Raw genomic sequence first — 20,691 nt, 5'->3', positions numbered from 1 at the left:
AAGTCGACGCGTTGCCGACGATCCAGAGTTCATCAGTCCGGGGGGAACCAAGGAGCGAAGAACAGATGACGTGTCGCGGACACCCGAATGTCCGTTCCCATGCCCGAAGCGCACGTTCCGACCGAAGCGGCGGGATATGTTCGCCGCTCCGGGCCCGGTCGGGGTGGGTCAGGGGAGGTCGCGGGGGCCGTAGAGGGCGGAGTCGGTGTTGGTGAGCAGGGCCCAGTAGCGGTCGCCGTAGGACCAGTGCCACCACTCGGTCGGGTAGTTGACCAGGCCGGCCTCGCTCAGGGCGGTGCTCAGGATGGTGCGGTTGGCGCGGGCCTGCGGCGTGATGTTCTCGGCGGCCGTGTAGCAGGCGCCGGCGCTTTCCTCCGGGCTCGCGTTCATCGGGGTGCCCAGGTCGAGTTCGCGGCCGGTCGGGTCGACGAGGGTCAGGTCGACCGCGGCCCCGGCGCTGTGCGGGGCGATCTCCGGCGGGGAGACGTAGCGGCTGGCCGCGACGTGGACGCGGTCGGCGTCCCAGTCGGGATGCGCGGCGCGCAGTTCGTCGGCGTACTCCTCGAAGTATCGGCGTTGCAGGGCCGGCGGCCGGTATCCCTCGACGAACAGCAGGCGCAGCCCGTCGGGCAGCGCCGCCTGCGCCTTGATCAGCCGGTCGAGCACGCCGACGCGCAGGAAGGTGTACGCGGCGGCCCACTCCTCTTGGCGCGCGTCCACCGGCAACGAGCCGTCCGCGCGCACGTCCACCAGCGGCTCGCCGCGGTCGCGGACGGGGATGGCGGCCACGAGCGGGTCGGACATCAAGATGATCTGATCCATACGAAGATCATCCCCTGGCGGCGGCCGCCGCCGCACGCACCGTCCGCGCCTGTCGGGGTCGGCCGGCACACTCCGTCCGGACCGTCGACGTACGATGGCCGAGAGGGAGTCGTACCGATGAACCGCCGCACGCGTGTCCTGATCGATCGGGCCGAACGGGCCTGGGGCCGACAGGAATGGGCGCGTGCCGCCGACCGATACGAGCGACTGCTCGCCGCCGAGCCCGACCACGCGCTCGCGGGGCAGTGGGCCTTCGACGCGGCGCTCGCGCACAAGTTCCTGCGCGACTGGCGGAAGGCTTTCGCGGTCGGTCGGCAGGCCGCCGCGCTGGTGCCGCCGCCGGGCACCGGGGATCCCGCGCACTGGAACCTGGGCATCGCCGCCACCGCGCTCGGCGAGTGGGAGACGGCGCGCGCGTCGTGGCGGGCGTACGGCCTCGACATCGCGCCGGGCACCGGGGAGATCGACCAGGACTTCGGGATCACCTGCGTCCGTCTGGACACCCCCGAGGGCAAGGAGGTGGTCTGGGCCCGGCGGATCTGTCCGACCCGGGCGGTGGTGCTGAACGTGCCGCTGTCCCCGGCCCGCCGCTTCGGCGACATCGTGCTGCACGACGGCGCGCCCGAGGGTGAGCGGGTGATGGGCGGTCACACCTATCCGGTCTTCGACGAACTCCTGCTCTGGCGCGCGTCCGACATGCCCACATGGACGGCCGAGGTGACCGCGCCGGCGGAGGCGGACTTCGACGCGCTGGAGACGTCCTTCACCGCACGCGACTTCGCGCTGGAGGCGACGGCCGGCATCCGGATGTTGTGCGGGTGTTGCGCCGAGGGCCGGGTCGAGCAGGAGCGCACGAGCGGGCACGGGGTGGGGGTGGGCGTGCGGATCGCCGCTCCCGAGGCCGAGGCCCGTTCGCTCCTGAACGCCTGGGCCGACATGGGGGACACCCGCTCGTGGACGGACCTGGTCGCGGTCTGATCCGTGCCTCGCGGGTCGCGCTCGCCGGCTCGGCTTGACCTGAAGTCGACTTCATCTTTCATAGTGGCTCCGGTACCCGGCGCCCGTCGGTCCCTCGGACCGCGGGCGCCCACTTCGAACCCGGGAGTCACCCATGCGCGCGATCCGGCTGCACACGTTCGGCCCGGCCGAGAACCTGCGGTTCGAAGAGGTCCCGGACCCTCGGCCCGGCGAGGGACAGGTGCGCATCGACGTCGAGGTCGCCGGTGTGCACCTGATCGAGACCCGGCTCCGGCGCGGGGAGGCGATCGGCCCGCACCGGCCGCCGACGTTGCCGACCACCCCCGGCGGCGAGGTGGCCGGCGTGGTCGCGGCGGTCGGGCCGGGGGTGGCCGCGCGGTGGCTGGGCCGTCGGGTCGTGGCGCAACTCGGCGACGGCGGCGGGTACGCCGAGCAGGCGGTCGCCGACCTGGCCGCGGTGCACCCGATCCCCGACGGCCTGGGCGCCGCCGAGGCGGTCGCGGCGATCACCACCGGCACCACCGCACAGGGCGTGCTCGGGGTGGCCCGGCTCGACGCCCGGGACGTGGTCCTGGTGATGTCCGCCGCCGGTGGCCTGGGCGGCCTGTTCGTCCGGGCCGCGCGGGCCGCCGGGGCGCTCGTGGTGGGGGTCGCGGGCGGCCCGGCGAAGGTGGCCAAGGTGCGTGCGCTGGGCGCCGACGTCGCGATGGACTACCGCGACGCGGACTGGCCCGAGCGGGTGCGGGCCGCACTGGCCGGCCGCGAGCCCACCGCCGTGCTCGACGGCGTCGGCGGCGCGCTCGGCCGGCAGGCCCTCGAACTCCTGGGCCCCGGCGGCCGGTTCCTCCTCCACGGTTGGGCCGCGGGCGAGCCGACCGAGATCACCACGCGCGACCTGATCGAGCGGCAACTGACCGCGACCTGGGCGATCGGCCCGAACATGGTCCCGGCGGGCGGTTGGCCGGAATTGACCGCCCGAGCCCTGCGTGCCGCCGCCGACGGCACGATGGTGTCGGCCGTCACCGCCTTCCCGTTGGCCGAGGCCGCGGCCGCACACGCCGCCCTGGAATCCCGCGCCACCGACGGCAAGGTGGTGTTGACGGTCCGGGCCTGAGCGCCGGCGTCCCGGTCGCCGTCACACCCCGCCGGCGGTGCCGGTTTTCGGCCGGCGCATCGGGCCGGAGACCGTGCGCGTGGTGGGCGCCGACGGGCACAATGGTGATATGTCCAACGTTGCGCAGGGCGATATTTCTTGGCTCGCGACGATCGACGACGACACGTCGGCGACCTCCCCTCCCGCCGACCCGGTCGACCGCGAACCGCCTGCGCGTTGGCGGCCGGACTGGGTGACGGGCCCCTGGACGGCGACCGACCCGCCGGCGCGGACGACCGGCCGCGGGCCCGAGGGGGTGTGGATCCGCGACCTGCTTCCCGAACGGTCCGTCGGCGAACCCCTGGTCGGGCACGACGCACGGGTGGCCGCGGTGACGACCGCGCTGGTCGGCGGCCGGCCGGTGGTGGTCGCCGGGACGGCCGGGTGGGGCGCCACGGTACGGGTGTTCGACCTGGACCGCGGCCGCCAGTTGTGCCGGCCCCTGGTCGGCCGGACCGCGTGGGTGGGCGCCGCGCGGGCCACCGTGGCCGGGCGCCCGGTGGCGGTCACCGGGGACTCGGCCGGCGTACGGGTGTGGGATCCGGCCACGGGCCTGCCGGTCGGCGAACCGCTGACCGGATCGGTGTGGGCGGTGGCGACGGCCGAACTGGACGGGCGTCCGGTGGCGATCGTGGGCCCCGAGGCCGGCCGGGACGGCGAAGCGGACGTCGCGGTACGGGTGATCGACCTGGCCACCGGCGCCGAGCTCGGCGCACCGCTGACCGGACACGCCGGCGCGGTGACGGACGTGGCCACCGCCGTCGTACACGGTCGCCCGGTCGCGGTCACCGGCAGCCGACGGGCGGCGCGGGTCTGGGACCTGGCCACGCGCGAGCCGATCGGCGCACCGCTCGCCGCCGACGTGTCCGCCGTCGCGACCGGCCTGCTCGCCGGCCGCCCGATCGTGGTCGCCGGCGGCGCCACGGGCGAGACCACCTCGACCGAGGAGTGCGGCACGGTACGGGTGTGGGATCTGACCACCCACGGCCCCATCGGCCCGCGCCTGCTGTTCCCGCTCCCGGTCGACGCCGTGGCCGTGGCCCCGGGCGGCCGCGTGGTCGTCGCATTCGGCCGGGAACTCGCGGTACTGCGACACGGTTGACGTCCGCCCGGCCCCGGGCCGCACACACTCGGCGCCCGGTCGACCCGAACGAGTTCGTGGTGCGCTCTAGCCTTGATACCGACCGGTCGGTACCGTTACCGCACAGCAGAATCCCGCTACCCCACGCTCCGAGACCCGTGAACATCGATCGGTCGGCGCCTTCGGCCGGACGGGCGCGGGTCGCTCCCGGGGCGGTCGGAAGCGCCGTATCCGTCGGCCGTCCCGTGCCGGCGACGACCCGGAGGACCCCGCACCCATGACCGAGAACACCCCCGCGACCGCGACCTCGACCACCCCGCGCGTGGCCATCGTCACCGGCGCCGCGCGCGGCATCGGCGCGGCCACCGCCCGCCGGCTCGCCGCCGAGGGCAGGGCCGTGGCCGTGCTCGACCTGGACGAGGCCGCCTGTGCCGACACGGTCGCCGCGATCGTCGCGGCCGGCGGCACCGCGCTCGCGGTCGGCGCCGACGTCACCGTCGGCGACCAGGTGGAGGCCGCCGTCGCGCGCGTGGCCGACACCCTCGGCGCGCCGACCGTGCTGGTCAACAACGCCGGCGTGATCCGGGACAACCTGCTGTTCAAGATGTCCGACGGCGACTGGGACACGGTCATCGACGTACACCTGCGCGGCGCGTTCCTGATGAGCCGCGCGGTCCAGGCGCACATGACCGCCGCCGGCTGGGGCCGGATCGTCAACCTCTCCAGCTCGTCCGCGCTGGGCAACCGGGGGCAGGCCAACTACTCGGCGGCCAAGGCCGGACTCCAGGGCTTCACCAAGACCCTCGCGTTCGAGCTGGGCAAGTTCGGGGTGACCGCCAACGCGGTGGCGCCGGGCTTCATCGTCACCGACATGACCGCGGCCACCGCGGCCCGCGTCGGCATGGAGTTCGAGGCGTTCCAGGAGGCCGCGGCCGAGCAGATCCCGGTCCGCCGGGTCGGCCGCCCCGAGGACATCGCCAACACCATCGCGTTCCTGACCGGCGAGGACGCGGGCTTCGTCTCGGGCCAGGTGATCTACGTCGCCGGTGGCCCGCTCTGCTGAGCGTGGTCGAACCCCAAGGCGCCCGGGCCGGCCACCCCCGGCCCGGGTCCATCCCGAAGGAGCAGCAACCATGCGCGTGTTCGAGAACGTCGACGAGGTGTTCGCGGCCAAGGGCGAACCGCTGGGCACCAGCGACTGGTTGACCGTCGACCAGGAACGCATCGACACCTTCGCCGACGCGACCGGCGACCACCAGTGGATCCACGTCGACCCGGAACGGGCCAAGGCCGGCCCGTTCGGCACCACCATCGCGCACGGCTATCTCACCCTGTCGCTGATCCCCGTCCTGGCCGCCGACCTGTTCACCGTGCGCGGGGTGCGGATGGGCGTCAACTACGGCTCGGACAAGGTGCGTTTCCCCGCCCCGGTGCCGGTCGGCGCGCGGATCCGCGACCACGCCGTCCTGGTGGACACGACCCGGACCGCGCAGGGCGTGCGGCTGACGGTGCGGCACACCATCGAGATCGAGGGCGTCGCGAAGCCGGCGTGCGTCGCGGACACGCTCTCCCTGGTCGTCCCCTGACCGTCCGGCATCCGACCGCCCGACCGACCGGCACGTCCACGACCGAGGAGTTGCGTCCCCATGACCACGCCCGCCGCCGGCAACCGTCAGATCCGGCTGGCCGCCCGCCCGTCCGGCCTGCCCGTGCCCACCGACTGGGAGTCGACCGTCGAACCGGTGCCCGAACCGGCCGACGGGCACCTCCTGGTCGAGGTCTCGCACATCTCGCTCGACCCGGCGATGCGCGGCTGGATGAACGACGTGCGCTCGTACATCCCGCCGGTGCGGATCGGCGAGGTGATGCGCGCCGGCGCGATCGGCCGCGTGCTCGCCTCACGACACCCGGACTTCGCGGTCGGGGACCACGTGTTCGGCCCGTTCGGCGTGCAGGAGTACGCGGAATCCGACGGTGCGGGGGTGCGCCGGGTGGACCTGGGCATCGCCCCGCCCGAGACCCACCTGGGCGTGCTCGGCGCCACCGGACTGACCGCGTACTTCGGCCTGTTCGACATCGGCCGCCCCCAGCCGGGGCAGACCGTACTGGTGTCCGGCGCGGCCGGCGCGGTGGGCAGCGTGGTCGGTCAGCTCGCGAGGTTGACGGGCTGTCGGGCGGTGGGCATCGCCGGCGGGCCGGACAAGTGCCGCACCCTGACCGAGGAGTTCGGCTTCGACGCGGCCGTCGACTACAAGAACGACGACGTGCCCGCCGCGCTGCGCAAGCACTGCCCCGACGGCGTGGACGTGTTCTTCGACAACGTCGGCGGCACGATCCTGGACGTCGCGCTGACCCGGCTGGCCCGGGGCGCGCGGGTGATCGTGTGCGGCGCGATCTCCCAGTACAACAACACCGAACCCGGCCCGGGCCCGAGCAACTACCTCTCCCTGCTGGTCAACCGGGCGTCGATGACCGGCATGGTGGTCTTCGACTACGCCGACCGCTACCCGGAGGCGACGGCGGAGCTGGCCGGTTGGCTCGCGGACGGCCGGCTCCGCGCCCGCGAGGACGTGGTCGAGGGCGACGTCACGTCCTTCCCGGAAACACTGCTGCGCCTGTTCACCGGGGCGAACACGGGCAAGTTGGTGCTGCGCATCCGCTGACCCGTCGGCCGTTCCCGGGTCGTTCCGCTCACCGGGTGAGGGACGCCAGCAGGGCGAGGACCTGGGGCCACCCCTGTGCCTGCGCGGCGGCGTCGGCCGCCCGGGTGCCGCCCATGTCGAGCAGTTCCCGGGTCACCGGGTGGTTGAGCGTGGTGCCGGCGGCGAAGTAGGGATGCGTGCCGACGCCGTGCCCGGCGTCGGGGAAGATCAGGGCCCGGTGCGGGTAGGGGTTGCCGAGGGCGTCGAGTTCGGCGACGATCTCCCGGGCCGAATCCGCCGACGGCCACAGTCGGTCGTCGGTGCCGGCGATGGCCAGGACCGGGCCGTCGACACGGTCGAGGGGGATGCGACCCTCGGCGATGGGTTCGCCGTCCTTGGTCCAGGCGGTCCGCCCACGCGGGAATCCGGCGTGGACCGTCGCCGACGGGGCGTACACGATCGCGCCGTGCACGAGGTCGGGGTAGTGCCGGGCGAGGAGCAGGGCGGCCTCGGTGCCGCGCGAGTAGCCCTGGGCGAGGATGTGTTCGGGATCGACTCCCGGTTGGGCGGCCAGGATGCGGGCGGCGCCGGCGAAGTACTCCAGCGGGATGTTCGCCAACTCGTCGGGGAGGCCGGGGAGTCCGAAGTAGCCGAGAGCCAGGGCCGGGTAGCCGTGTCCGGCGAGCAGTACGGCGTCGGTGATCGGGCCGCGTCCGCCCTCCGAACCGCCGAAGGCGAGCACGGCCGGGTGCCGAGGGGTCCCGGGGGCGGGCAGGAAGAGCATCCCGCTCACCCCGTCCGTGGCGGGGGCGAGAACCCGGGCAACGACACCCGGTGCCGTCCACTGCCTGGTGAGCGTTCGGGAGACGGGGGGACGACCGCGGACCGCGGCCGTGAGGGTGAGGTCGAAGACGTGCTCCCCCGAGTCCGGTGGGATGAAGTACATCTGCTCGGGATCGCCCGACCTCGGGTTCATCGACCAGAACAACCCCATGCCGTCCGGCTTTCGGTAGGTGCCGGACAGGGGGGTCGCGGTGTCCAGGTCGACGACGCCGCGGGGGTTCGCACGGAACGTGGCGTGGCCGTGCCACGGTTCACCCTCGGCGTCCACCGCCCCGAGATCGACGCCGACCTTCTCCCCGGCCGGCAGCCCGCCGATCCGGATGTGCACCGCCCGATCCAGGAGCGCGGTCGGCGCGTCCACCTCGATCACGGGCCGACCGTCCGGCGCCCGCGTGCTCTCCGTGATGCCCGCGCCGAGCAGCGCGAGCGCCACCAGGACGCGCGTCCACCCACGCATACGATTTCGCACGGCCCCGCCCCCGTCGCATCCTCCGAGCCCGCGCGGCGGACGCCCCGATCCTCGCCGGCCGCGTGGCGCGTTCCCTGGCGTCGAGTCGACGGTAACGGCCGCATCCCCCGTGGCGGTAGCGGATTCGGGGAGAGCCCGCGCCGCGGACGCCGGTGTGACGTCATCCCGCCGAGCCGACCGGCTCCGGCGTCACCGGGCGCAGCACCATCAGTGCCGCGTCGTCGGTGAGCCGCCCGCCCACGTGGGCGAGCAGCGCCTGCTGGAGATCGGCCAACAACTCGGCCGCGGACCGGTTCGGGTCCGCGTGCCGGGCGACCCAGTCGCGCAGCGGGAAGAACCGGCCGGCGGCGTCCCGCGCCTCGGTGGTGCCGTCGGTGTACAGCAGCAGCAACTCGTCCGGGGCCATCCGGAACCGGTACGTCGGCGCCCGGTCCTCCGCCGGCACCAGTCCGGCCAGACCCAGCGGCAACTCCGGCGGCACCTGCAACCAGCGCACCCCGGACGGGCCGATCACCGCCGGCGCCTCGTGCCCGTGGTTGGTCAGCTCGACCCGGCCGTCCCCGTCGAACCCGATCAGCAACGCGGTGGCGAACCAGTCCGAGTCCGGCTCGCCGAGCAGCACCTGGTTGCGGCCGAAGCGCTCCAACCCCGCGTCCATGCGCCGCCCGACCCGCCACAGGTCGGACTCGGCGTGGGCGGCCTCGTCGAACGTGCCGACCAGCGCCGCGCTCGCGCCGACCGCGGTCAGCCCCTTGCCCTGCACGTCGGCGATGAACGCGCGCGTCCCATACGGCGTGTCCACCACGTCGTAGACGTCGCCGCCGACCTCCGCGTCCCGTTCGGCGGCCAGGTAGCTGCGCTCGACCCGGATCCCGCCCACCACCGGCGGCACCGGCGGCAGCAGCGCGCGCTGCACGTGTTCGACCACGTTGCCCAGGCGCGAGACCCGCTCCTGGAGACGGGTGCGGAGCAGCACCGTCACCACCGCGATGGCCCCGCCCAGGACGACCACCATGAAGCCGGCCCAGTCGTGTACGTATCCCGCCGACGCCAGCCACGGGTCCAGGACGAGGAACGTCGCCGTGGCGAGGACCGCGTACACCACGGTCGGGCGCACCGGGACCAGCGCGGACGCGGTCATCGGTACCAGGCACAACATGTCGTCGGTCCGGAACTCGTCCGGCGTGCCGAAGTCGACGGCCACGATGGTGATGTAGAGCAGCGCCGGAAGCACCGGGATCAACTGCCGCAGCGCCCGCCCCTGCTGCGCCTCGACCACCGCAGCTTCGCTCATCGGCTGGGCACCGTCCTGCGTCGGGCGGGCACCGCGAGGGGTCACCCGGAGTGGATCGGTCATCGGTCGATCACCGGGGGCCGGCGCCCCTCGAAACCCTTTCCCGGTCCACCCCGCCCCCAGCTACGCCACACGGTGGACGACCGCCCATTCGCGGCCAACCGCGCCGTCTCGTTGTAACCCACACGTACCGCCGATAGCCTCGCGCCCCCGCATCGCCGCGGGCCACTCGCGATCACCTGGAGGCGCGGATGCACGGCTCCGAACGCGTGTCGAGATCCACCCCGAGGACGGCCCCGGGTTCCGCCGTCCCGCCCGATTCCACCCGCCCCCCGGCCCGCAGGCTCCGCCGCCTCCGGACCCGGCTCGGCGTCCTGGGCGCGGCCGTGACCATGGTGGCGACCTGGATGATGCCCGCCCCGGCCGGCGCCGCACCCCGGCTGCCCGTGCCGTACAGCTTCGCCGCCGGCATCGCGGCGCAACTCGCGGCACCCGGCTCCGCACCCCCCGGCGCCAACGACTTCGGCTGTCGACCGAGTGCCGCACACCCGCGTCCGGTGATCCTGCTGCACGGCACGCTCGGCAACATGACGGACAGCTGGCAGGCGCTGTCGCCGCTGCTGAAGAACAACGGCTACTGCGTCTTCGCGCTGAACTACGGCGGCGCGCCAGGCCTGTTCCAGGGCTACGGCGACATCGCGGACAGCGCGGCCCAACTGGACACCTTCGTCGACCGGGTCCGCACCGCCACCGGTGCGGACCGGGTCGACCTGGTCGGCCACTCGCAGGGCGGCGGCGCGCTCCCGCGCTACTACCTCCAGGTCGCGGGCGGCGCGGCCAAGGTGCACGACCTGGTCGGCCTGGCCCCGAGCAGCCACGGCGCGAACCTGGGCGCGATCCTGAACCTGCTCGACGCCTTCCCCGGCGGCCGGGCGGCCTTCGACCGCCTGTGCCCGGCGTGCACGCAGCAGGATCGCGGCTCCGCGTTCATGCGGGCCCTCGACGCCCTTCCGGACACCGTCCCCGGTGTGCGCTACACGATGATCGAAAGCCGGTACGACGAGGTGATCGTCCCCTACACCCTGGCGTTCCTGACCGGCCCGAACGTGCGCAACGTCACCGTCCAGGACCACTGCGGCCTCGACTTCTCCGACCACCTGGCGATCATCTACGACCGGGTGGCCCTCAACGAGGTCCTCAACGCCCTCGACCCCACCCGCACCACCCGCGCCTGCGCCCTGTCCCTGCCCGTCCTCGGCGGCTGATCCCGGCCGGTTCGGGTCTCAGCGGTATCCGGTCTGGTCGGCGGGGAGGCCGCGGTCCTGGATCTCGACCAGGTAGCGCCAGGCGTCGGGGCGGCTGCCGTCCGTGTCGGTGAAGCCGTAGACGCCGGCGAGTTGCCCGCTGGAGAGGGATCGCCCGTTCCAGCGGGCCACGTCGGGGTCGGCGGCCAGCGCCGCCACGGCCCGGCCCACGTACGCCGGGGACTCCGAGATGCCGAAGTGCGGTTGCACCCGGAGGGCGTCGCGCCAGTTCGCCTCGGTCACCTTGTACGCGTCGAGCATCATCTCCGAGCGCAGCCACCCCGGGGTGAGGGCGACGGCGGTGGCGCCGCGCGGGCCGAGTTCGCGGCCGAGCGCGAAGGCCATCCGCAACACCGACGACTTGGCCAGGTCGTAGAAGAAGGACACCCGGTAGTTGTCGCGGTTGTACGCGTCGGTGCCGTCGGTCATCTCCACGACCAGACCGCCGGGGGTGCGCAGCAGCAACGGCAGGGCGTGATGGTTGGTGATCGCGTGCGTGTCCACGGCCAGGCGCAGGATCCGCAGCCCGTCGTCCAGGTCGTGCTCCCACACCGGGGTGTCCCAGGCGAACAACTTCTCGCCGCCCCAGATGTCGTTGACCAGCACGTCGAGGCGGCCCTGTTCGGCGTCGATGCGCTCGATCAGCGCCCGGACCCGCGCCGGCTCCAGGTGGTCGGTGGGTACCGCGATGCCGTGGCCGCCGGCGGCGGTGACCAGGTCGGCGGTGTCCTCGATGGTCTCCGGGCGGTCGTACTCGGAGCGTTGCCCGCGAGTGCTGCGGCCGGTGACGTACACGGTCGCGCCCGCCGCGCCGAGTTCGACCGCGACGCCGCGGCCGGCGCCCCGGGTGGCTCCGGCGACCAGGGCGACCCGGTCGCGGAGGGTGCTCGTGGCCATGCCGACTCCCGGTGCCGCTCGTGGATCGCCGTCTCGTCGGCCGCTGCCCGGGATCACATGCGGCAAACCCGCGCCGGGACGGGGGCGGTGAACGTCGGTGGGGCGTCGCGGGCTTCGGGGTGCCGGCCGCCGGGTTCGGGGGATGCTCGGGCGCGATGCACCCTTCGGACTCGGCGGCCCGCACGAGGACCATGAAACACGGCGTGCCACGCCGGGCGACCGGAAAGGTCACCCGGACGGTGGAATCGGCGCGCCGAGTCCACCCGATCGTGGGCGCGCCGCCGACCCCCTACCCCGCCGCCGGGGCCAACCCCGATTCCAGGGGGTTGTCCAGCAGGCGGGCGAAGGCCAGCTCGGCGGCGCCGTACAGCGGGGCGTCGTCGCCGAGGGCCGCCGTGCGCAGTTTGAGGTGTTCGCGGGTGACCGACAGGCTGGTGCGGTTGAGTCGGCTGCGCACCTGCGCGGCGGTGGCCAGGTACACCTCGCGCAGCGTGCCGCCGAACACCACCATCTGCGGATTGAGGATGTTGACCAGGTTGGCCACGCCCAGGCCGAGCCAGTCGCCGACCCGGCGCATCCCCTCCTCCGCGTCGTGGTCGCCGCGCGCCGCCGCGTCCGCGAGGCCGCCGATCGTGTGCTTCGCGGTGCCCCGGGTGAGCGCGAACTCGCCGATCTCGGCCTCCCAGCAGCCGCGCGCCCCGCACCGACACGGCCGGCCGTCCGGATTGACCACCATGTGCCCGACCTCGCCCGCGTACCCGTCGCCGCCGGCCACCGGCCGCCCGGCGGACAGGATGCCGCCGCCGATGCACACGTCGCCGTGCAGGTAGATCACGTCGTCGCAGCCCACCGCCGCACCCCGGGTGTGCTCGGCGACCACCCCCAGGTCGGCGTCGTTGCCGACCATGACCACCATCCCGATCGCCGCCGAAAGCCGTTCGCCCAGCGGTTCGTTGCGCCAATCCTGGGTGGGCCCCTCGGGAATCGTGCCGTCCGAGCCGCGCACCATCGCGCACACCGCCACGCCCGCGCCCACGCACACCCCGTCGTGCGGCGCGCTCAGCCGCATCTGCGCGACGAACCCGCCGAGCGCCTCGGCCACCTCCTTCGGCGAGAACCCGCTGCCCGGGCGCTGGAGCTCGCGGCGATCCAGGATCACCCCACCGAGCCCGACCCGGGCCGCGACGAGTCGGTCCACGCCGATCGTGAAGGCGTACACGTACACCCGCTGCGACTGGGCCCGGACCACGAGCGAGGGCCGGCCCCGCCCGCCGCCGGAGGTGTCGCGCGGCGCCTCCTCGACGATCAGCCCGGCCGCCGCGAGCTCCGTGGTCAGCGCGCCGATCGTGCTGCGGTTGAGGCCCATGCCCGCGGTCAACCGGGCCCGGGAGGTGGGGCCGAGCACGTGCACGTGGCGCAGCAGCGCCCCCAGGTTCTGCCTGCGGATGTCCTCCTGGGTGGGCGCTGCGCGCATCGGGCTGCGGACCCTGCCTTTCTCATCCGTGGCGTCGATCGAGGGGGAGGGCGGCGTCACCGCAGCCCGGCGGCTTCGGCCCGCCGCCGCGACAGGGCGTCGACCCCGGCGGCGAGGAGCAGCACGACGCCGGTCACAACGTACTTGACGCCGGCGCTGTACCCCATGAGCCCCATGCCGTTGTCGATCACCGCGACCACCGCGCCGCCGAGCACCGCGTCCAACACCCGTCCCTTGCCGCCGAACAGGCTGGTGCCGCCGATCACCGCGGCGCCCACGGCGTACAGCAGCACGTTGCTGCCGCCGGTGTTGGAGTCGACCGAGTTGGCGCGGGAGGCGGCGACGATGCCGCCGATCGCGGCCATCGTGGAGCAGATCACGAACGCCGAGATGCGCACCCGGTCGACGTTGATGCCGGCCCGCCGGGCCGCCTCGCGGTTGCCGCCGACCGCGTACAGGCTCAGCCCGTACGGGGTGCGGCGCAGCACGAACGTGCCGACCAGGAGCAGGATCACCAGCACCGGCACCACGATCGGCACGCCGCGCAGCGAGGAGATCACCGTGTTGCGGCTGCGCTCCTGGTTGAGCACGTACACGGCGAGGCCGACCAGCACGGCGAGCACGCCGATCCGCAGGCCGGTGATCGCGATCGGCTCGGCGCTCAGCCCGCGGCGCGCCCGGCCGCGGTTGCGGCGCACGTGCACCACCCCGTACCCGGCGACCGCGGCGGCGGCCAGCAGCCAGCCGGCGATCGGGGCGAGGTTGCGGTTGGAGATGGCCAGGATGGTCGAGTCGCGCACGGGCACGTTGGTGCCGCCCTTGACCAGCAGCAGCGATACGCCCTGGAAGGCCAGGAACGCGCCGAGGGTGACCACGAACGAGGGGATGCCGACCTTGGCCACCAGCACGCCCAGGACCAGGCCGATCACCATGCCCACGACCAGCGCGGCGAGTACGGCGGCGTACCAGGGCCAGTCGTGTTCGGTGAGCAGCACCGCGAGCACCGCCGCGCACACCCCGCTGGCGAAGCCCGCGGACAGGTCGATCTCGCCGAGGACCAGGACGAAGATCAGCCCCATCGCGATCACGGTGACCGCGGCGCCCTGGGTGAACAGGTTGGCGAAGTTGCCCGCGCTGAGGAATTTGGGGCGCATGATGGCGAATACCGTGCACAGCACGACCAGGCCGAGCACCGCGGGCATCGCGCCGGTGTCGCCGCCGCGCAGCCGGGCGAGGTAGTCCTTCACGTGCGCGACCACCGGTGATTCGGGGGCACCGGTCCCGCTGTTGCCGTCGGCGAGAGGCAGGGCGCTGCTCGTCATCGGTTCACTCCGTTTCGACCGGCACCGGGACCGAATGCCTCGGTCTGTCCCGACGTGATGAGTTCGACGATCTGGGAATGGGTGATCTCACCCGCGTTGACCTGGGCGGCGGTACGACCCAGGTAGAGCACCGCGATCCGGTCGGCGACCGCGAACACGTCGTTCATGTTGTGCGAGATGAGTACGACGGCGAGGCCGTTGTCGGCGAGGCGGCGGACCAGTTCGAGCACCTGCGCGGTCTGCGACACGCCCAGCGCGGCGGTGGGTTCGTCCAGCACCACGACCTTGCTGTTCCACAGCACCGCCTTGGCGATGGCCACGGTCTGGCGCTGGCCGCCGGAGAGGCTGGAGACGCGCTGGCGGATCGAGGAGACGGTACGCACGGACAGGCCGGCCAGGGTCTCCTCGGCGATCTGCTCCATGCTGTCCTCGTCGAGCACCCAGCCGCGCCGGCGTTCCCGACCGAGGAACATGTTCTGCACGATGTCGAGGTTGTCGCACAGGGCGAGGTCCTGGTAGACGATCTCGACGCCCAGGTCGGACGCGTCGCGCGGGCTGTGCACGGTGACCGGCGCACCGTCGAAGAAGTATTCGCCGGAATCGGCGGTGTGGATCCCGCCGATGCACTTGACCAGGGTCGACTTGCCCGCGCCATTGTCGCCGACGAGCGCGGTGACCTGGCCCTCGTACACGGACAGGTCGACGTCGCGCAGTACGTGGACGGCGCCGAAGCTCTTGTTGACACCGCGCAGTTCGAGCACCGGATTCGACGCGGGCGGCGGGGCGGGGGTGGGGGACAGGGCCACGATGCGGGCTCCTCGCTTGGGGGCGGCAGGGGTGGGACGCGCCGACCGGAACCGACCCTCGTGGGTGTCGGTTCCGGCGCGATCGCGGGGCCCGAACGGTCAGTTGATGCCGAACTCGGTGCACTTGGCGGCGTAGGCGCCGGTGCACAGGGTGTCCTTGGTGACGTAGCCGTCGGCGACGACGTCCTTGACGTTCTCCTTGTAGATCGCCAGCGGCTCCAGGAGTACGGACGGCACGTCGCGCTTGCCCTCGGGGTCGCGCACGGTGGCGGGCACGCTGGGCTTTTGGCCCTTGGCCAGCGCCACGGCCAGGCCGGAGACCGCGTCGGCCTCCTTCTTGATCGCCTTGTAGACGGTCATGCACTGGTCGCCGACCAGGATGTTCTGCAGCGCGGTGGTCTCCGCGTCCTGCCCGGTGACCGGGACCCGGCCGTTGAGCTTCTGCTTCTTCAGGATCGAGATCGCCGCGTTGCCCAGGCCGTCGTTGGCGGCCACCACGCCGGAGATGTTCGGCGACTGGGTGAGCATCTGCTCGAACATGTTGGCGCCCTCGGTGTTGTTCCAGTCCGGGACGGCCTGGTCCGGGCCCTTCACGTACGCGCCGGAGTCGAACTTCGGCTTGAGCACCCCGTCGTAGCCCTGCTTGAGCAGCGTCGCGTTGTTGTCGGTGGCCGAGCCGTTGAGCATCGCGATGGTGGGCTTTTGCGCGCCCGCCGCGGACAGGCACTTCTCGATGCCCTGGCCCATCAGGGTGCCGACCTTCACGTTGTCGAAGCTGACGTAGTACTGGGCGCTGCCGCCCAGGGTCAGCCGGTCGTAGTCGATCGTCGCCACGCCCTGCGACTTCGCCTTGTCCAGTACGGCCTTTCCGGTGCCGCTGTCCAGGTTGACGATGATCAGGACGGTGGCGCCGTTGGTGATCATCTGGTCGGCGAGGGTCTGGAACTGGGACTTGTCGCCCTGGGCGTTCTGGATGTCGTAGTCGACGCCGGCGGCCTTGAACGCCTCGGTCAGGTACTTGCGGTCGTTCGTCTCCCAGCGACCCGAGGTCTTGCTGTCCGGGAGGATCACGCCGATCTTCGCCTTCTTGCCGTTGCCGCCGGTGGCTCCGGACGCTCCGGTGGCACCGGAGGACCCGGACCCGGAGCCGGAGGTGTCCGAACAGGCGGACAGGGTGCCGGCGGCGAGCAGCACACAGGCGGAGACGGACACGAGGAACCTCTTGCGCATGGTGGATCCCTTCGGGCACGCGCCGGTGGGGCCGGCGGGGAGACGTGATGGCGTCACGGGGGTGGTGCGGCGTGCGGAGTGGTGCGCAGGGGTGAGCGGTCGACAGTGGGACGGCGACCGCGCCGTAAATGTTGTGGGCGACAACGTAATAGCCGCACGGGGTGTTCGCCAGACCTCACGTGGGGGGAAATTAAGTTCCGAGCCACAACTTAGGGAGCCAAAGGGCGGATTCGTGGGCTCCGGCCTGGGCATTCGGGCGGGTGAGGCAACTTTTCGCGGTGTCAGCACCGGGTGCGTGAGGGGGCGGCGGCGCGTCGTGGGCCGGGTCCGTGACGGGAAGGACCGGTTGGTCGGCGGTATCGGGGCCGCGCGGATCGCCCGGTGGGGCCGGGACTACCGTGCCCGGACCGGCCGCGGCCGCCGAAGCGCCCGGCGCGGCGGGAGCGGGCGGCGAGGGCGTCGCGCGAAGGACGACGGCGTCACGCCGAACGAGGTCGGGACGAACTACCCGACCGGGTTCGGCACGGGCCCGAAGGTCGGCGTACGCGGGACGAACCGGCGGGCGCGCGGCGCTCGTGCGGTGAACCGGCGACCGGCTCGCGGGCCCGTCGCCTCGGCGGCCACCCGTCGCGGTGTCCCGCCCGGATCCCGATCCGCCGAAGCGCGCCTCGACCACAACCGCCGAAGCCGACCGCGCACGGGCGTACGGCGCGCGCGGGATCGGGGCGGCGGCGCCGTGCGGTCGTCGTCCCGCCGGGTGGGGTCGCATCGGGACGGGTGCCAGGGGTCGTCGGGCGATCGCACCGGCACCTTGCGCCGTTCCTGGAGCCGGATCTCCACGTAGGCGTCGTTCGCCGTTCCGTGCAGGGCCTCGTCATAGGCCGACATGGCGGCACGAATGGCCGCGCCGCCGGTGCCCCTGCGGCGTACGCGCGCGGCGAGCCACAGGCACACACCGACCGCGGCGGCAAGGATGCCGACGACCATCGCGATTCCCGGCAGCTCGCCCATGGCACCGACCCTACGCCCGTTCGGGAGACGCGAGTTCGGGTCGTCGCGAAGTCGCGCGGAAAAGTTTGTGGGCGGGGCGTCGAGAACCCGGGTCCGGCTCCGACCGCCCGGTGACGACAACGAAACGACCGCCCGAGGAGATCGCCATGGCCCAGACCGTCACCCGCCGCGCCGCCCACGACCGTTCGATCCGAACCCTCGTCTCGACCCGGCCGGTGTGGCTGGTCAGTGTGGCCGCCGGAGCGGTCGCGGCGGTCGCCACCGAGGCGTACGGGCTGATCGCGCGTGGTCTCGGTACGCCGATGCGGGCCGGGAACATCGGCGCGGCGACGGCGGAGCCGATCACCGTGGGGATGTTCGCCATGGGCGTGGCGGTGGCCATGACCCTCGGCACGCTCTCGGCCGTCCTGATCGCGCGCCGAGCGGCCCGCCCGGCGCGGACGTATCTGCGCACCACCGTCGCCCTGACCGCGCTGTCCATGATCAGCCCGATCCTGGCCGGCGACACCGCGATCTCGACCAGGCTCATGTTGTGCGGCGCCCACCTGGTGGCCGCGGCCGTCGTCGTCCCGACGGTCACCCGCCGCCTGGCGGACGCCGACCGCACCCCCCGAGCCTGAACCCGGCGGGTGCGGCGGCATCCGGGGCGTGGCCGTCAGCCGTCGAAGGAGGCGAGATACGTGGCGGCCATGTCCTTGTCGCCGTGGCCCTGTGCGGAGGCGCGGTGGAGGCGTTCGGCGCCGGCCGCGACGACGTCCATGCGGACCCCCGCGTGCTCCGCGGCCCGCAGGACCAGGCGGGCGTCCTTCTCCGCGTTGTCCACGGTGAAGGACGGGGTGTACTCGTCCGCCAGGATGGCGGCGCCCTTCAGTTGGAAGTACGGGTTGTCCAGCGGACCGCCGGTGATCGCGTCGAAGACCAGCTTCGGGTCCACCTCCAGGCCCTTGGCCAGCGCCAGCGTCTCGCCCACGCCGTGGGTCAGCGCCAGGACCCAGGTGTTCAGGACGAGCTTGAGCCGGCTGGCGGTGCCGGACGTACCGTCCTCGCCCACCCACATGGTGCGCTGCCCGATCGTGTCGAACAGCGGCTGCACCCGGTCCCGAATCCCCGGCTCGCCCGCCGCCAGGATCACCAGCTTCCCCTGCTCGGCCGGTCCCCGGGTGCCCTGCACCGGGGCGTCCACCAGGAACAGGCCCCGGGCGCGGGCGAATTCGGCCAGCTCGGCGAACGCGTCCACGCCGACCGTGCTGACCTGCACCCACGTCGTGCCCTTGCGCAGCCCCGGGACCGCCGCGCGCATCGCGTCGAGCACGCGCGGGCCGTCGTTGAGCGCCGTCAGCACCAGGTCGGCGCCGGTCACCGCGTCGGCCGGGGTCTCGGCCGCGGTCACCCCGTCGGGGACCAGCGCCGCCGCCTTCTCCGGACTGCGGTTCCAGGCCCGGACGGCGAATCCGGCGCGCGCCAGGTTGCGGGCGAGGGCCGCTCCGATGATGCCGGTGCCCAGTACGGCGACGGTCGGACGGGTGTTCGTCATGAGTGCACTCCCCGTGGGGTGGTTCGAAAATCTTCGTACCCCGGTACCGTAGACACCGACGGCACACGCCGGCAACCGGGATCGAACCGAGGAGCGGGATTCGGGATGCCTGTTCAGATGCACCACCCGTCACTCGACGAGGTGGCGCTGAGTGCCGTCTTCGCCGCGTTGTCCGACGACCACCGACGCGGCGTGGTGGTCACGCTGGCCGCCGACCCGGATCGCGAACTGCCGTGCTCGGCGCTGTCCGTACCCGGGTCGAAGTCCACCCGCTCGTACCACTGGAAGGTGCTTCGGGAGGCCGGCCTGATCGTCCAGCGCAACACCGGCACGGGCATGACCCTGCGCCTGCGCGCGGAAGAATTCGACGCCCGCTTCCCGGGCCTCCTGACCAATCTCCTCCACCTCGAAGGCATCACCCCCGCGCCCGAAGGCCCCGCGCCCGAAGGCCCCGCGCCCGAAGGCCCCGCGCCCGAAGGCTTCACCGAGCCGAACCCCCGGACCTGACCACAACCGCCCCCCGGGGTCCGCGTCGATTCCTCGGGTCGCCGTCCGTTGCGGTGGTGTTCCGTTGGTGTGCGGGTCCTCGGTATGGTCCGAATATGGGTGAATCCAGTGGTGTGGTCGGCATGGTCGAGGTCGACGGGGTGCGGCTGGTCCACGAGGCCTGGGGGGATCCCGCGGCTCCGCCGATCGTGTTGTTGCACGCGCTCGGGGAGGACGCCGGGGACTGGGATCGGATAGCGCGCCGGCTGGCCGACACCTGGCGGGTGTACGTCTTCGAACTGCGCGGACACGGGCGCAGCGACCGGCCCGGCATCTACTCGCTCGAACTCATGCGGGACGACCTCCTCGGCTGCCTGGACGCACTGGGCCTGGCCCGGGTGGACCTGATCGGCCATTCGATGGGCGGCATCGTGGCCTACCTCTTCGCCCAGGAACACCCGGACCGGGTAAGGCGGTTGGTCCTGGAGGACGTCTCCGTCCCGGTGCCGCGCGAGGCGGTCGCGCCGGTGCGGCCGGAGGGTGAGCTCGGCTTCGACTGGGACATGGTCATCGCCATCCGCAAGCAGATCGACAGCCCCGACCCCGTCTGGTGGGAGCGCCTCGGCCTGATCACCGCCCCCACACTGGTCGTCGGCGGCGGATCCGGCAGCCACATCCCGCAGGAGCGCATCGCCGAGTGGAGCCGCCGCCTCCCCGACGTGCGCGTCGTCACCATCCCGGTCGGCCACCTGGTGCACGCCGCCGAGCCGGACGCGTTCACCGAGGTGGTCCGGTCCTTCCTCGCCGCCCCGGACGCCCGCCGCCGCCCGGCGCGCTGAGCCTCGGAACGCCGCCCTACGCCCACCGCAGCGGTTCGTCGGTCTCCAACACCGTCTTGAGGTTGGACAGGATCATCGGCCACCCCTCCCGAACGCTCGCCAACATCTCCGACCCGGGCGCGAACCCGTCGTGCAGGACGCGCAACGCGACCGCCTCCCCGACCGGCACCAGATCGAACGCGACCTTGGACACCGGCTCCAGCCGACGCTCGGCCAACTGCTCCGCGCTCCACCCGAACATCTCGGCGATCTCGGGTTCGTAGTTGTGCCAGGTGTACGCCAGCCGGCGAGGCGGCTCGGCCGCGAGGACCACCTGGCCGGCGTCGCGCGGGGCCGTCCGGGGCGACAGCGACCAGCGTACGGTCGAGCCGACGGCCCAGTCCGACTCCGGCCCGGAGCCGTCGAACCAGCGCTCGATCTCGGCCCGATCGGTGAGTGCGCGCCACAACACCTCGGGGGTGGCGCGGATGTAGATGACGTAGCTGAACTGCGTGTCGGACACGGAG

General features: G+C 73.0%; 21 protein-coding genes. 10 read left to right on the top strand and 11 right to left on the bottom strand.

What is annotated here, in order from left to right; genetic code table 11:
- Nucleotides 1-168: 168 nt before the first annotated feature.
- Nucleotides 169-822 (bottom strand): M15 family metallopeptidase, encoded by a 654-nt coding sequence (locus tag EMA17_RS10905; protein WP_126636743.1) that lies wholly within the window; start codon nucleotides 820-822, stop codon nucleotides 169-171.
- Nucleotides 823-939: 117 nt separating this feature from the next.
- Between EMA17_RS10905 and EMA17_RS10900 the strand changes: the two genes are divergently transcribed.
- The 6 genes from EMA17_RS10900 to EMA17_RS10875 all read left to right on the top strand — a co-directional run bounded on the left by EMA17_RS10900 (nucleotide 940) and on the right by EMA17_RS10875 (nucleotide 6,697).
- Nucleotides 940-1,800: a tetratricopeptide repeat protein gene (locus EMA17_RS10900; RefSeq protein ID WP_126636742.1), complete on the top strand. Its 861-nt coding sequence runs from the start codon at nucleotides 940-942 to the stop codon at nucleotides 1,798-1,800.
- Nucleotides 1,801-1,933: 133 nt separating this feature from the next.
- Nucleotides 1,934-2,914, top strand: coding sequence for a zinc-binding dehydrogenase (locus tag EMA17_RS10895; protein WP_126636741.1), 981 nt, complete (start codon nucleotides 1,934-1,936; stop codon nucleotides 2,912-2,914).
- A 109-nt stretch (nucleotides 2,915-3,023) separates the two neighbouring features.
- Nucleotides 3,024-4,055, top strand: a complete 1,032-nt coding sequence (locus tag EMA17_RS10890; protein WP_126636740.1) for a WD40 repeat domain-containing protein — start codon at nucleotides 3,024-3,026, stop codon at nucleotides 4,053-4,055.
- Between the two features lie 256 nt (nucleotides 4,056-4,311).
- Nucleotides 4,312-5,097 (top strand): 3-oxoacyl-ACP reductase FabG, encoded by a 786-nt coding sequence (gene fabG / locus EMA17_RS10885; protein WP_126636739.1) that lies wholly within the window; start codon nucleotides 4,312-4,314, stop codon nucleotides 5,095-5,097.
- 70 nt (nucleotides 5,098-5,167) lie between these two features.
- Nucleotides 5,168-5,620, top strand: a complete 453-nt coding sequence (locus tag EMA17_RS10880; RefSeq protein ID WP_126636738.1) for a MaoC family dehydratase — start codon at nucleotides 5,168-5,170, stop codon at nucleotides 5,618-5,620.
- 60 nt (nucleotides 5,621-5,680) lie between these two features.
- The gene (locus tag EMA17_RS10875; protein WP_174861342.1) at nucleotides 5,681-6,697 is read left to right on the top strand and encodes an NADP-dependent oxidoreductase; all 1,017 of its coding nucleotides are present in this window, start codon (nucleotides 5,681-5,683) and stop codon (nucleotides 6,695-6,697) included.
- A gap of 28 nt (nucleotides 6,698-6,725) precedes the next feature.
- On the opposite strand, the gene EMA17_RS10870 is transcribed toward EMA17_RS10875, so the two are convergent.
- The gene (locus EMA17_RS10870) at nucleotides 6,726-7,976 is read right to left on the bottom strand and encodes an acyl-CoA thioesterase/BAAT N-terminal domain-containing protein (RefSeq protein ID WP_126636737.1); all 1,251 of its coding nucleotides are present in this window, start codon (nucleotides 7,974-7,976) and stop codon (nucleotides 6,726-6,728) included.
- Nucleotides 7,977-8,148: 172 nt separating this feature from the next.
- Entirely contained in the window at nucleotides 8,149-9,282 is a 1,134-nt protein-coding gene (locus tag EMA17_RS10865; RefSeq protein ID WP_160161365.1) for a PP2C family protein-serine/threonine phosphatase, read from the bottom strand.
- Between the two features lie 392 nt (nucleotides 9,283-9,674).
- On the opposite strand from EMA17_RS10865, the gene EMA17_RS10860 reads away from it, so the two are divergent.
- A complete protein-coding gene (locus EMA17_RS10860; RefSeq protein WP_126637154.1) occupies nucleotides 9,675-10,547 on the top strand; it encodes an esterase/lipase family protein in 873 nt (290 codons plus the stop codon).
- An 18-nt stretch (nucleotides 10,548-10,565) separates the two neighbouring features.
- On the opposite strand, the gene EMA17_RS10855 is transcribed toward EMA17_RS10860, so the two are convergent.
- From EMA17_RS10855 to EMA17_RS10830, 6 genes are all read right to left on the bottom strand, one after another.
- The gene (locus tag EMA17_RS10855) at nucleotides 10,566-11,483 is read right to left on the bottom strand and encodes an SDR family oxidoreductase (RefSeq protein ID WP_126636735.1); all 918 of its coding nucleotides are present in this window, start codon (nucleotides 11,481-11,483) and stop codon (nucleotides 10,566-10,568) included.
- Between the two features lie 289 nt (nucleotides 11,484-11,772).
- Entirely contained in the window at nucleotides 11,773-12,957 is a 1,185-nt protein-coding gene (locus EMA17_RS10850) for an ROK family protein (RefSeq protein ID WP_126636734.1), read from the bottom strand.
- Nucleotides 12,958-13,013: 56 nt separating this feature from the next.
- Nucleotides 13,014-14,279, bottom strand: coding sequence for a sugar ABC transporter permease (locus tag EMA17_RS10845; protein WP_126636733.1), 1,266 nt, complete (start codon nucleotides 14,277-14,279; stop codon nucleotides 13,014-13,016).
- Nucleotides 14,276-15,085, bottom strand: coding sequence for an ATP-binding cassette domain-containing protein (locus tag EMA17_RS10840; protein ID WP_246126582.1), 810 nt, complete (start codon nucleotides 15,083-15,085; stop codon nucleotides 14,276-14,278). The genes EMA17_RS10845 and EMA17_RS10840 overlap by 4 nt, the downstream gene beginning before the upstream one ends.
- Nucleotides 15,086-15,184: 99 nt before the next feature.
- Nucleotides 15,185-16,315: a sugar ABC transporter substrate-binding protein gene (locus EMA17_RS10835; RefSeq protein ID WP_126636732.1), complete on the bottom strand. Its 1,131-nt coding sequence runs from the start codon at nucleotides 16,313-16,315 to the stop codon at nucleotides 15,185-15,187.
- A gap of 504 nt (nucleotides 16,316-16,819) precedes the next feature.
- Nucleotides 16,820-17,326 (bottom strand): hypothetical protein, encoded by a 507-nt coding sequence (locus EMA17_RS10830; protein WP_174861341.1) that lies wholly within the window; start codon nucleotides 17,324-17,326, stop codon nucleotides 16,820-16,822.
- 146 nt (nucleotides 17,327-17,472) lie between these two features.
- Between EMA17_RS10830 and EMA17_RS10825 the strand changes: the two genes are divergently transcribed.
- A complete protein-coding gene (locus tag EMA17_RS10825; RefSeq protein ID WP_126636731.1) occupies nucleotides 17,473-17,946 on the top strand; it encodes a DUF6069 family protein in 474 nt (157 codons plus the stop codon).
- A gap of 35 nt (nucleotides 17,947-17,981) precedes the next feature.
- On the opposite strand, the gene EMA17_RS10820 is transcribed toward EMA17_RS10825, so the two are convergent.
- Nucleotides 17,982-18,860 (bottom strand): NAD(P)-dependent oxidoreductase, encoded by an 879-nt coding sequence (locus tag EMA17_RS10820; RefSeq protein ID WP_126636730.1) that lies wholly within the window; start codon nucleotides 18,858-18,860, stop codon nucleotides 17,982-17,984.
- 105 nt (nucleotides 18,861-18,965) lie between these two features.
- Here EMA17_RS10820 and EMA17_RS10815 point away from each other — a divergent pair, with 105 nt between their 5' ends.
- Both EMA17_RS10815 and EMA17_RS10810 read left to right on the top strand, forming a co-directional pair.
- Entirely contained in the window at nucleotides 18,966-19,367 is a 402-nt protein-coding gene (locus tag EMA17_RS10815) for an ArsR/SmtB family transcription factor (protein ID WP_126636729.1), read from the top strand.
- 95 nt (nucleotides 19,368-19,462) lie between these two features.
- Nucleotides 19,463-20,185 carry an alpha/beta fold hydrolase gene (locus EMA17_RS10810; protein ID WP_126636728.1) on the top strand — a complete coding sequence of 241 codons (723 nt, stop codon included), beginning with the start codon at nucleotides 19,463-19,465 and terminating at the stop codon, nucleotides 20,183-20,185.
- Between the two features lie 16 nt (nucleotides 20,186-20,201).
- Here the strand turns inward: EMA17_RS10810 and EMA17_RS10805 are convergent, their stop codons facing one another.
- Complete coding sequence (locus EMA17_RS10805) at nucleotides 20,202-20,687, bottom strand: SRPBCC family protein (protein WP_126636727.1); 486 nt, start codon at nucleotides 20,685-20,687, stop codon at nucleotides 20,202-20,204.
- Nucleotides 20,688-20,691 lie beyond the last annotated feature (4 nt).

It is taken from the genome of Embleya hyalina (genome assembly GCF_003967355.1).
GTDB lineage: Bacteria > Actinomycetota > Actinomycetes > Streptomycetales > Streptomycetaceae > Embleya > Embleya hyalina.
The sequence above is the reverse complement of the archived record's forward strand: the minus strand, read 5'-3'. Positions and strand labels throughout refer to the sequence as shown.